The sequence below is a fragment of the Sphingobium sp. TomTYG75 genome (assembly GCF_054771635.1).
This window is the reverse complement of the sequence record NZ_BSRE01000001.1, coordinates 2,218,022-2,229,812: the sequence shown is the minus strand read 5'-3', so window position 1 is coordinate 2,229,812 and position 11,791 is coordinate 2,218,022. Positions and strand designations below refer to the sequence as shown.

Below are 11,791 nucleotides of genomic sequence, written 5' to 3'. Positions count from 1 at the left end.
GAGCTTTAGCCCTTCATCCGGTTGACATCATCGACGGCAATGGTGCCGCGACCACGGAAATAGATGACGAGGATGGCAAGGCCGATGGCCGCCTCACCCGCCGCGACAGTCAGCACGAACATGCTGAACACCTGCCCCACCAGGTCGCCCAGGAAGGCGCTAAAGGCGACGAGGTTGATGTTCACGCTCAAGAGGATCAGCTCGATCGCCATCAGGATGATGATGACATTCTTACGGTTGATGAAGATGCCCAGCACCCCCATCACGAACAGGATCGCGCTGACCACCATATAATGCTGAAGGCCGATCACAGCTCCACCCCCTGCCCTACGGGCTGATTGACGTTGCGCACGGCATCCTGCGGACGGCGGCGGTTCTGACGGGCAATATTCTGGCCCTTTACGCCGCCGCGAGCACGATGGGTCAACACGATCGCGCCGATCATCGCCACCAGCAGCACGATGCCTGCCGCTTCGAACAGGAAGATGTAGCGCGTGTAGAGCAGCGTCCCGATCGCCTGGATATTGGAAACCTCAGGGTTCATCGGGGCGGCGCGCTGCGCCAGCTCGATCGGCCCCGCGCTCCAGATGCCGATCCCCAGCACAATCTCGGCCAGCAAAACCAGGGCGACCAGCATGCCAAAGGGCAGATAATCGACGAACCCAGCCCGCAATTCCGCGAAGTCGATGTCGAGCATCATGACGACGAACAGGAACAACACGGCGACCGCGCCCACGTAGACGATGATGAGCAGCATCGCGATGAACTCGGCACCCAGCAGCACCATCAGGCCCGCCGCGTTGAAGAACGCGAGGATCAGCCACAGCACCGAATGAACCGGATTGCGCGACAGGATCGTCAGCGCGCCGCTGCACACCACCAAAGTGGCGAACAGGTAAAAGGCAAGCACGTGAATCACAGGATCATATATCCTCTTCGATCGGGTCGCGGCTTAACGATAGGGTGCATCGGCGGCAAGGTTCGCGGCAAGCGCGCGTTCCCATTTGTCGCCATTTTCAAGAAGCTTCGCCTTGTCGTAGATGAGCTCCTCGCGAGTTTCCGTTGAAAACTCGAAGTTCGGACCTTCTACGATGGCATCTACCGGGCAGGCTTCCTGACAGAAGCCGCAATAGATGCACTTCGTCATGTCAATGTCGTAGCGCGTCGTGCGACGGCTGCCATCGTCACGCGGCTGCGCCTCGATCGTGATCGCCTGCGCCGGACACACGGCCTCGCACAGCTTGCACGCGATGCAGCGCTCTTCACCATTGGGATAACGGCGCAAAGCATGCTCCCCCCGGAACCGCGGCGAAATCGGGTTCTTCTCATAGGGGTAGTTGATCGTCGCTTTGGGCTTGAAAAAATATTTCAAGGTCAGCCAATGCGCCTTCACAAACTCCCAGAGGGTGAAGGATTTGACGTAGTAGCCAATCATTGTTGCACACCATTTGTGAAAGCGGACAGCGTTACGTCGAGCTTCACCTCGCAGAGGCCGCGATAAGTTCTAATGGGAGTGATCTTTCCCTCCTGCGAGCTTTCGGCCTTGGGATCGAAATGGCTGATATCAGCGAGAACGAGCTTACCATCGTTGGAACGGCTAAAGATGCTCAAGAGCGCAGACGGAGGGCCACCCTTCCCGCTCGGTTCGAAGTAATTAACAGTGAACCTGTCGGGCCATTCATCTGACACCCAAAATGTCATCCGGTTGCCTTCGGCCATGCCGCCACGAACAAACAGCTTACCCGCATCGACGAACTGAGGCGTCTTGACATTGGTTCGGCTCATTTGGCCATACCATAAGGTAAGTTTCTCAGAACTCGCTAAACCAGTTTGAAAGCTGCAGTTGAAGCCTTGGCCTGACTTTTCAGAAATCGCCGCAGCAAGCGGCTGGCTCATCAAGGCAACCATCAAGACTGAAATAGCACTATAGTTCATTTTATCCCCCATAGCGCGTCAGCATGAGGAAGCCCGATACCAGGAACACAAAGAAGAGCGATGTTGGCAGGAATACCTTCCAGCCCAACCGCATCAGCTGATCATAGCGGTAACGGGGCACCGTCGCCTTCACCCAGGAGAAGACGAAGAAGAAGAACAGGATCTTGGCAAACAGCCAGATGATCCCGGGCACATAATAAAGCGGCGCCCAATCGAGCGGGGGCAGATAACCACCCCAGAACAGGATTGCGTTCAGCGCGCACATCAGCAGCACGTTTGCATATTCGCCGAGCCAATAGAGCGCGAACGACATGGACGAATATTCGGTCTGATAGCCCGCGACCAGCTCGCTTTCGGCTTCGGTCAGGTCGAACGGGGCACGGCCCGTTTCCGCCATCGCCGATATCAGGAACATGATCGCCATCGGGAACAGCAGCGGATTGAACGCATGGCCGTTGATGAAGCCATAATAGCCGCGCTGGCTTTCCACGATGGTCGTCAAGTTGAAGCTGCCTGCCCACAGCACCACGCAAACCAGGATGAAGCCGATCGAAACTTCATAACTGATCATTTGCGCGCTTGCGCGGATCGCGGAGTAGAAGGGATATTTGGAGTTGGACGCCCAACCCGCGAGCACGATGCCATAGACGCCCAGCGAACTGATCGCGAGAATATAGAGCAGGCCGACATTGATGTTCGCCAGCACCACGCCCGCCTGGAACGGGATCACCGCCCAGGCAATCAAGGCCACCGTGAAAGTAATGATCGGCGCGATCAGGAACAGCGCACGGTTGGCGGCCGAAGGAATGATGGTTTCCTGCAGGAACACCTTCGCCCCGTCCGCAAAGGACTGGAGCAAGCCGAAAGGACCTACAACGTTCGGCCCCCGGCGCAGCGCCATCGCCGCCCAGATCTTGCGGTCGGCATAGATGATCATCGCCACCGCCAGCATCAGCGGCAGGGCAATCACCAAAATGCCGATGACCGTGGACAGCAGCCACGCGCCGTTAAAGGGAAGCCCCCAATTTTGGAAGAAAGCGGTCACTCTGCGGCCTCCGCGAAGCTCTCACCGTGGACCAGCTCGGCCGAGCATTGCTGCATCGTCGGACTAGCGCGGCAGATGGCGTTGGTCAGGTAGAAATCCTTGATCGGCGAGCCAAACTCACCGCTGGCCCCGGTCGGCAGCGACGGGACCGACCAGCCATAATCGGCGAGGCCCTCAACGCCCAATGCTGGAACCGCCTTGGCCATTTCCGCCCGCAGCGCATCGAAGCTGTCGAATGGCAGCGTAGCATCCAGCACCTCGGACAGCGCGCGCAGGATAGACCAGTCCTCACGCGCATCGCCCGGTGCGAACACGGCCTTTTCGCCGCGCTGCACCCGACCTTCCAGATTGACGTAGGTGCCCGCCTTCTCGGCATAGCTCGCGCCCGGCAGGATCACGTCCGCCGCATGCGCACCCTTGTCGCCATGGTGGCCGACATAGACCTTGAAGCTGTCGTCAAAGGCCGAATAATCGACCTCGTCCGCACCCAGCGAGAAGAGCAGCTTCGGCTTGGCCGCAGCCACAGCCTTGATCCCGCCCTGCGTCGCATAGCCGAGCATCAGCCCGCCCATGCGCGCCGCCGCGAAGTGCAGGACATTATAGCCGTTCCAACCGTCCTTGATCAGGCCAAGCGTCTCGACCAGCGCCAGCGTATCGCCATGCGCGCCGTCCTTCCCCAGCACGCCGCCGCCGACGATCATCGCCGGACGCGCCGCCTTGCCGAACGCTTGCGTTACCGCTTCAGGCAGCTTTGCCAGCAACGACGCATCATTGCCCAGCCACTCGACCTTATAGGTAAGATCGACTTGCGGGCCGAGCGCAAATACCTTCGCCCCCCTCTTGATCGCCTTGCGAATGCGGGTGTTCACCAGCGGCGCTTCCCAGCGCAAATTGGTGCCGACCAGCAGGATCACGTCCGCTGTTTCGATACCGTTTAGCGTCGTGTTGAAGTTCACCGCCGACAGGCTCGACACATCATAAGCGAGCCCCGACTGACGCCCTTCGAGCATCGAACCGCCCAGCTTCTCGACCAGTACCTTGCTCGCGAACATGGTTTCGCAATCGAGCAGGTCTCCGGCCAGCGCCGCAACCGAGCCGCCATGCTGAACCGCCGCGATCGCAGCGAAAGCCTCATTCCAGGTCGCCGGAACCAGCTTGCCATCCTTGCGGACGAAGGGCTTGTCGAGCCGCTTGCGCACCAGACCATCGACATTGTGCCGGGTCTTGTCGCTCGCCCACTCCTCGTTCACATCATCATTGATGCGCGGCACGGCGCGCAGCACCTGACGGCCACGGCTGTCGAGCCGGATGTTCGTGCCCACCGCATCCATCACGTCGATCGCCGGAGTCTTGCGCAACTCCCACGGACGCGCCTCAAAGGCATAGGGCTTGGACGTCAGCGCGCCCACCGGGCACAGATCGACCACATTGCCCGACAGCTCGCTTTTGGCGGCATGTTCGAGATAGGTGGTGATCTGCATATTCTCACCGCGATAAATGGCGCCGATTTCCGGCACGCCCGCAACTTCCTCGGCAAAGCGTACGCAGCGGGTGCACTGGATGCAGCGGGTCATGACCGTCTTGACGATCGGACCCATATATTTCTCGGTAACAGCGCGCTTGTTTTCATCAAAGCGACTGCCGCCACGCCCGTAGGCGACCGACTGGTCCTGAAGGTCGCACTCGCCACCCTGGTCGCAGATCGGGCAGTCGAGCGGATGGTTGATGAGGAGAAACTCCATCACCCCTTCGCGCGCCTTCTTGACCATCTCGGTCTGGGTGAAGATTTCCTGATTGTCCGCAGCCGGCAGCGCGCACGACGCCTGCGGCTTGGGCGGCCCGGGCTTCACCTCGACCAGGCACATGCGGCAATTGCCCGCGATGGATAGGCGCTCATGATAGCAGAAACGCGGGATTTCCTTCCCCGCCATCTCGCACGCCTGCAGGACCGTCGCGCCCGCCGGAACTTCGAGTTCTACGCCGTCTACTTTGACCTTGGGCATGATTACTCCGCTGCCTCCATGACGGGGGCGCTACCCTTATTCTCATTGATCCGCCGCTCGATCTCGGGACGGAAGTGCCGGATCAAGCCCTGAATCGGCCAAGCCGCCGCGTCGCCGAGGGCGCAGATGGTGTGGCCTTCGACCTGCTTGGTAACCTGCTGGAGCATGTCGATCTCGCCAATGTCCGCTTCACCCGAGCGTAGCCGCTCCATCACGCGCCACATCCAGCCCGTGCCTTCGCGGCAGGGCGTGCACTGACCGCAGCTCTCATGCTTGTAGAAGTAGGAGAGACGGCTGATCGCGCGGACGATGTCGGTCGACTTGTCCATGACGATGACGGCGGCGGTGCCAAGGCCGGAGCCCACCGCCTTGAGGCCATCAAAGTCCATCGGCGCATCCATGATCTGTGCAGCCGGAACCAGCGGCACCGAAGAACCACCAGGAATCACCGCCAACAGATTGTCCCAGCCGCCGCGAATGCCGCCGCAATGCCGGTCGATCAGTTCCTTGAAGCTGATGCCCATCGATTCTTCGACGACGCAGGGCTTGTTCACATGGCCGCTGATCTGGAACAGCTTCGTGCCCTTGTTCCCTTCGCGGCCGAAGCTGGAAAACCATTCGGACCCACGGCGCAGGATCGTCGGCGAAACCGCGATCGATTCCACATTGTTCACCGTCGTCGGGCAGCCATAAAGGCCCGCACCGGCCGGGAAAGGCGGCTTCAGGCGCGGCTGGCCCTTCTTGCCTTCCAGACTCTCGATCTGCGCGGTTTCCTCGCCGCAGATATAGGCGCCCGCGCCGCGATGGACGAAGACGTCGAAATCATAACCGGAACCGCATGCGTTCTTGCCGAGGAAGCCCTTTTCATAAGCCTGCTCAACGGCGGCGAAGAGCACCTTCGCCTCATAAATGAACTCGCCGCGAATATAGATATAGGCGGCGCGCGCCCGCATCGCGAAACCGGCGATCAGCGCACCTTCGATCAGCTTGTGCGGATCGTGGCGGATAATCTCGCGGTCCTTGCACGAACCCGGCTCAGATTCATCCGCATTGATGACAAGGAAGCTCGGACGGCCATCCTTGCTTTCCTTGGGCATGAAGCTCCACTTCATGCCAGTCGGGAAGCCCGCGCCGCCACGGCCACGCAGACCGGACGCCTTGATGCGCTCAATGATCTCGTCCTGGCCGATCTCCAGCAGCTTTTTGGTATTATCCCAGTCGCCACGCTTCATCGCCGCGTCGATGCCCCAATCCTGGAAGCCATAGACGTTGGTGAAGATGCGGTCCTTGTCGGCAAGGGGTGCGATGACGTCGCTCATGCGCGGCCTCCAGCATTCGTCATGCCAGCGAAAGCTGGCATCTCAGGCGTGCGCGCGCTGAGGATGGAGACCCCAGCTTCCGCTGGGGTGACGGAACAGGGATAAGCCATTACGCCCACTTCCCCCGATAATCGTGATTTTCCGAAACCATTTCGTTGAGGGTCGTCGGACCACCCTCTGGGCAGCTCGTCTGACGCTCAATCTGCGGCCCAATCTTGGGCTGCTTGCCAGCGGCGAGATCGTCAAGGATCGCGCTCATACTGTCATAGGTCAGGTCTTCGAAATTATCGTCGTTGATCTGCACCATCGGCGCGTTGGCGCAGGCACCCAGACACTCGACCTCGCTCAGCGTGAACAGCCCGTCCGGCGTCGTCCCGCCTTTCACCAGACCCTTGTTCTTGCAGGCCGAAAACACATCGTCGGAACCGCGCAACATGCAGGGCGTCGTGCCGCAAACCTGCACATGATAGCGGCCGACCGGAGCCAGATTGTACATGGTGTAGAAGGTCGCGACCTCGTAAACCCGCATATAGGGCATTTCGAGCTGGTCGGCGATATATTCCATCACCGGCACCGGCAGCCAGCCATTGGTCTGCGTCTCCGCGCCGACCTGCCGCTGGGCGAGATCGAGCAGCGGCATCACCGCCGACTGCTGACGACCGGCAGGATAGCGCGCGATGACCTTCTTCGCCTGCTCGGCATTGTCAGCCGTCCACGCGAAAGCGCCCCAGCGCGCGCGCGTTTCCGCTTCGTCAGGGATATGAACTGCGTCAGCCATTAGCGGTCACATTCTCCGAACACGATGTCCATCGCGCCAAGGACGGCGGTGGTGTCGGCCAGCATGTGGCCCTTCATCATGAAATCCATCGCCTGCAGGTGCGAGAAGGCCGTCGGGCGGATCTTGCAGCGATAGGGCGAGTTCGTCCCGTCGCTCACCAGATAGACGCCAAACTCACCCTTGGGGCTTTCGGTCGCCACATAGACCTCGCCCGCCGGAACATGGAAGCCCTCAGTGTACAGCTTGAAGTGGTGGATCAGCGCTTCCATCGAGCGCTTCATCTCGCCCCGGCGCGGCGGCGCCACCTTGCGATCAAACGATATCACAGGGCCTTCCGGCATCTCATTCAGGCACTGCTTCATGATGCGTGCCGACTGGCGCACTTCCTCGACACGGACCATGAAACGGTCATAGCAGTCGAAATTGGTGCCGACCGGAATATCGAAGTCCATCCGGTCATAAACGTCATAAGGCTGCGACTTGCGCAAATCCCAGGGGATGCCCGAACCGCGCAGCATCGGGCCGGAAAAGCCCCATTTCAGCGCGTCTTCCTTGCTCACCACGGCAATATCGACGTTACGCTGCTTGAAGATGCGGTTGTCCGCGACCAGCGAAATCGCGTCCTCGAACAGGCGCGGCAGGCGCGTGTCCAGCCAATCGGCAATGTCGGTGAGCAGCTTCAGCGGCACATCCTGATGGACGCCGCCCGGCCGGAAATAGGCCGCATGCATACGCGCGCCCGAAGCCCGCTCATAGAAATTCATGCAATCTTCGCGCAGTTCGAACAGCCACAGGTTCGGCGTCATCGCGCCGACGTCCATGACGTGCGAACCCAGGTTCAGCATGTGGTTCTTGATCCGCGTCAGTTCCGCGAAGAACACACGCAGATATTGCGCGCGCAGCGGTACTTCCAGGTTCAGCAGCTTCTCGATCGCCAGCACATAGCTGTGCTCCATCCCCATCGGCGAGCAATAGTCCAGCCGGTCGAAATAGGGCAGAGCCTGAAGATAGGTCTTATATTCGATCAGCTTCTCGGTGCCGCGATGGAGCAGCCCGACATGCGGATCGCAGCGCTCCACGATTTCGCCGTCCAGTTCCATGACCAGGCGAAGCACGCCGTGCGCTGCCGGATGCTGGGGACCGAAGTTGATCGTGTAATTCTGGATCTCGGTATCGCCCAGCGTCGGATCGTCCGCACTGGTCTTATGGTCGAGTTCTTCGAGATAGGTGGACATCAGGCGTCACCCCCCTCATCCTTGGCGGGAGTTTTCGGCTTGCGCGGGCGCTTCGGCTTGGCGGTGTCCGCTTCTCCGGTTTCGGCCTTCGCAGCACGGGATCGGCGCACCGGCGTCGTCTGCGCGTCTTCGGCAAGCGGCTTCTCATCGGTCGCCTTGGCGGCTTCCGTGTTCGCAGCTTCGCCCGCGCCGGTATCTGCCTTCTTTTCCGTCATCTTGGGCGTCTCGCCAGCAGGCGCGCCCTTGGGCGCTACGGCGGGCGGCGGCGGAGCGGCGGCAGGCGTGGGCGCACCCGGAGCCTGCGGCGCCTTCTCATCACCCGGCAGCACATATTGCGCGCCTTCCCATGGGCTCATGAAATCGAACTGGCGGAAATCCTGGGCCAGCTGCACCGGCTTGTAGACGACGCGCTTGTCTTCCTCGGAATACCACATCTCGACATAGCCGGTCAGCGGGAAGTCCTTGCGCAGCGGATGACCCTTGAACCCGTAATCCGTCAGGATGCGACGCAGGTCGGCATTGCCCTCGAAGATCACGCCGTACATGTCGAACACCTCACGCTCCAGCCAGCCTGCAACAGGCCAGATGTGCGTGACGGTAGGAACCGGCTTATCCTCGTCGGTCGATACCTTGACGCGGATGCGATGGTTCTGCGTGACGGACAGCAGATGATAGCAGACTTCGAAGCGCTCGGCCCGCTCCGGATAATCGACGCCCGCAATCTCCATCAGCTGCTGATATTCGCCCTGTACGCGCAGCGCATCCAGCGCCTCGGCCAGCCGATCGCGCACGACGGTGAAGCTCAGCTCATCCGCGTGATCGACCGCTTCGATCAGCATCGGACCCAACAGCCCGGCAATCTTCTCCGCGAGCCCTTCCGGGTTCACGATCTTCGGTGCAGAATGACCCATATCAGCGCTCAATCGTCCCGATGCGGCGGATCTTCCGCTGCAACTGCATCACGCCATAAAGCAGCGCTTCGGCAGTCGGCGGACAGCCCGGCACATAGATGTCGACCGGCACGATCCGGTCACAGCCGCGCACGACCGAATAACTGTAATGATAATAGCCGCCGCCGTTCGCGCAGCTGCCCATCGAAATCACATATTTCGGATTGGACATCTGGTCGTAAACCTTGCGCAACGCCGGAGCCATCTTGTTACACAGCGTTCCCGCGACGATCATCACGTCCGACTGGCGCGGCGATGCGCGCGGCGCAGCGCCGAACCGCTCCATATCGTAACGCGGCATGTTGACGTGGATCATCTCCACCGCGCAACAGGCAAGGCCGAACGTCATCCACCACAGCGAACCCGTGCGAGCCCATTGGAACAGCTCTTCGGTCGACGTGACGAGGAACCCCTTGTCACTGACCTCACTGTTCAGTGCGTTGAAGAAATTCTGGTCGGGCTGCGTCCCCGCGGGCAACATCGTGCCGGGCGCGGGACTGGTCAGTTCTACTCCCAATCTAGGGCTCCCTTCTTCCACGCATAAACGAGGCCCAGCACCAGCTCCGCTATGAAGATCATCATCGTCGCCCAGCCGGCCCAGCCGATCTGATCCAGGCTGACCGCCCAGGGATAGAGGAAGGCGGCTTCCAGATCGAAGATGATGAAGAGGATCGCGACCAGGTAGAAGCGCACGTCGAACTGACTGCGCGGTTCTTCGAACGCTGGAAAACCGCACTCATATTCCGACAGCTTCGCCGGGTCAGGCTGATGCGCGCCGGTCAGGCGGCCGACAAGCATCGGCAGGAACACGAATGCCCCGGAAAGCAGCAATGCGATCCCGAGAAAGATAAGGATCGGCAGATATTGGGCTAGATCGACCAACGGAATCCCCTGGGCGAAAATGACTATGGGCGCGCTTTAGGCCTGCCGCATAAGCGAAGCAAGGCCCCGAGGTGTGAGAATGATTCGCAACAGTCTGCTTCTCTTACGCAGAAACAAATGCCTGCCTCAGCGCAGCGCACCCGCTACAAGCTTGTGCAATTTGCTGTGGATGGCATCATTGCCCGCGATCACTTCGCGGCGCTCGATCGGCTGATCGCCGCCCCTGAAATCGGTGGCGAACCCGCCCGCCTCACGTACCAGCAGCAATCCAGCCGCCACGTCCCAGGGCTGAAGCCCGCTTTCCCAGAAGCCGTCATAACGACCGGACGCCACATGCGCCAAATCGAGCGAAGCCGCACCGAAGCGACGAATCCCCGCGACGGAGGGCGCGACCGCGCCAAAGATGCGAGTCCACTGCGCCATGTCGCCATGGCCCATGAAGGGAATGCCGGTCGCGATCAGGCAGTCGCCCAGGTCGCGGCGGGCCGATACCCGCAAACGCTGGTCATGCCGCCACGCGCCCCGGCTCTTTTCCGCCCAATAGCTTTCGTCAGTCGCCGGCTGGTAGATAAGACCGGTCGTCACTTCCCGCTTGTTGCCGCCATAAAGCGGCTCTTCGACGGCGATGGAGATCGCGAAGTGCGGGATACCGTGGAGGAAGTTGCTGGTGCCGTCGAGCGGGTCGATGATCCAGCGCGGCTTGTTGGGATCACCCTCGATCACCCCGCCTTCTTCCAGCAGGAATCCCCAATCCGGCCGTGCTTTTTGCAGCTCTTCGACCAAAGTGCGCTCGGCTTGCTGATCGGCCTTGGACACGAAGTCGGCCGGTCCCTTGCGTGACACCTGCAGATGTTCGACTTCGCCAAAGTCGCGGCGCAGCTTCGCGCCGGCCTTGCGCGCGGCGCGTTCCATGACGGTGAGAAGGCCGGAATGGGATACCATAAACAATACTCCCCCTCTCCCCTTCAGGGGAGAGGGTCGGGGAGAGGGGAACAACATATGCTCAGCTGCGGTCCCTCTCCCGCCTTCGCTGCGCTCGGCACCCTCTCCCCTGAAGGAGAGAGGGAACAATTAGCAGTTCATTCCGCCCGCTTCACATATTCCCGCTCATACACATCGACGATGATGCGTGTTCCGGTAACGATATGCGGCGGCACCATGACGCGCACGCCATTGTCCAGGATCGCGGGCTTGTAGCTCGCCGAAGCAGTCTGCCCCTTCACCACGGCGTCAGCCTCGACCACGGTCGCCTCGACCGTTTCGGGCAGCTGCACGGAAATCGGGCGCTCTTCATACATTTCCAGCATGACCATCATGCCATCCTGCAGGAAGGCAGACGCCTCGCCCACCAGATCCTGCGGTAAGTTGATCTGCTCATAGGTCTCGGTATCCATGAAGACGAGCATGTCGCCCTCGGCATAAAGATACTGGAAATCCTTGGTATCGAGCCGGATGCGCTCAACCGTCTCGGCCGAGCGGAAACGGACGTTATTCTTGCGCCCGTCGATCAGGTTTTTGAGTTCCACCTGCATATAGGCGCCGCCCTTGCCGGGTTGCGTGTGCTGGATCTTGACGGCACGCCACAGGCTTCCGTCATATTCGATATTGTTGCCGGGACGAATCTCGACGCCACTGATCTTCATG

Annotated in this window: 14 protein-coding genes; all 14 read right to left on the bottom strand. The window is 60.6% G+C overall.

Annotated features, from left to right (window positions below):
- Window positions 1–5: 5 nt before the first annotated feature.
- Window positions 6–311 (bottom strand): NADH-quinone oxidoreductase subunit NuoK, encoded by a 306-nt coding sequence (gene nuoK, locus ACYU81_RS11385; RefSeq protein ID WP_004211745.1) that lies wholly within the window; start codon window positions 309–311, stop codon window positions 6–8.
- Entirely contained in the window at window positions 308–919 is a 612-nt protein-coding gene (locus ACYU81_RS11380) for an NADH-quinone oxidoreductase subunit J (RefSeq protein ID WP_460987700.1), read from the bottom strand. The genes nuoK and ACYU81_RS11380 overlap by 4 nt, the downstream gene beginning before the upstream one ends.
- 33 nt (window positions 920–952) lie before the next feature.
- Window positions 953–1,435 carry an NADH-quinone oxidoreductase subunit NuoI gene (nuoI, locus tag ACYU81_RS11375; protein ID WP_449471558.1) on the bottom strand — a complete coding sequence of 161 codons (483 nt, stop codon included), beginning with the start codon at window positions 1,433–1,435 and terminating at the stop codon, window positions 953–955.
- A complete protein-coding gene (locus ACYU81_RS11370) occupies window positions 1,432–1,935 on the bottom strand; it encodes a hypothetical protein (protein ID WP_460987699.1) in 504 nt (167 codons plus the stop codon). The genes nuoI and ACYU81_RS11370 overlap by 4 nt, the downstream gene beginning before the upstream one ends.
- 1 nt (window position 1,936) lies before the next feature.
- Window positions 1,937–2,980, bottom strand: a complete 1,044-nt coding sequence (nuoH, locus tag ACYU81_RS11365; protein WP_449471556.1) for an NADH-quinone oxidoreductase subunit NuoH — start codon at window positions 2,978–2,980, stop codon at window positions 1,937–1,939.
- Window positions 2,977–4,983 carry an NADH-quinone oxidoreductase subunit NuoG gene (gene nuoG / locus ACYU81_RS11360; protein WP_460987698.1) on the bottom strand — a complete coding sequence of 669 codons (2,007 nt, stop codon included), beginning with the start codon at window positions 4,981–4,983 and terminating at the stop codon, window positions 2,977–2,979. The genes nuoH and nuoG overlap by 4 nt, the downstream gene beginning before the upstream one ends.
- 2 nt (window positions 4,984–4,985) lie before the next feature.
- On the bottom strand, window positions 4,986–6,302 hold the full coding sequence (nuoF, locus tag ACYU81_RS11355) for an NADH-quinone oxidoreductase subunit NuoF (RefSeq protein ID WP_460987697.1): 1,317 nt from the start codon (window positions 6,300–6,302) through the stop codon (window positions 4,986–4,988).
- A gap of 109 nt (window positions 6,303–6,411) precedes the next feature.
- Window positions 6,412–7,080 carry an NADH-quinone oxidoreductase subunit NuoE gene (nuoE, locus tag ACYU81_RS11350; RefSeq protein ID WP_460987696.1) on the bottom strand — a complete coding sequence of 223 codons (669 nt, stop codon included), beginning with the start codon at window positions 7,078–7,080 and terminating at the stop codon, window positions 6,412–6,414.
- Window positions 7,080–8,315 carry an NADH-quinone oxidoreductase subunit D gene (locus ACYU81_RS11345; protein WP_449471551.1) on the bottom strand — a complete coding sequence of 412 codons (1,236 nt, stop codon included), beginning with the start codon at window positions 8,313–8,315 and terminating at the stop codon, window positions 7,080–7,082. Before ACYU81_RS11345 ends, nuoE begins: the two co-directional genes overlap by 1 nt.
- Window positions 8,315–9,226, bottom strand: coding sequence for an NADH-quinone oxidoreductase subunit C (locus ACYU81_RS11340; protein WP_460987695.1), 912 nt, complete (start codon window positions 9,224–9,226; stop codon window positions 8,315–8,317). Before ACYU81_RS11340 ends, ACYU81_RS11345 begins: the two co-directional genes overlap by 1 nt.
- A gap of 1 nt (window position 9,227) precedes the next feature.
- On the bottom strand, window positions 9,228–9,782 hold the full coding sequence (locus ACYU81_RS11335) for a NuoB/complex I 20 kDa subunit family protein (RefSeq protein WP_380800685.1): 555 nt from the start codon (window positions 9,780–9,782) through the stop codon (window positions 9,228–9,230).
- On the bottom strand, window positions 9,773–10,147 hold the full coding sequence (locus ACYU81_RS11330; protein WP_097091191.1) for an NADH-quinone oxidoreductase subunit A: 375 nt from the start codon (window positions 10,145–10,147) through the stop codon (window positions 9,773–9,775). The genes ACYU81_RS11335 and ACYU81_RS11330 overlap by 10 nt, the downstream gene beginning before the upstream one ends.
- A gap of 126 nt (window positions 10,148–10,273) precedes the next feature.
- On the bottom strand, window positions 10,274–11,089 hold the full coding sequence (locus ACYU81_RS11325) for an inositol monophosphatase family protein (protein ID WP_460987694.1): 816 nt from the start codon (window positions 11,087–11,089) through the stop codon (window positions 10,274–10,276).
- A gap of 137 nt (window positions 11,090–11,226) precedes the next feature.
- Window positions 11,227–11,790, bottom strand: coding sequence for an elongation factor P (gene efp / locus ACYU81_RS11320; protein WP_449471547.1), 564 nt, complete (start codon window positions 11,788–11,790; stop codon window positions 11,227–11,229).
- Window position 11,791 lies beyond the last annotated feature (1 nt).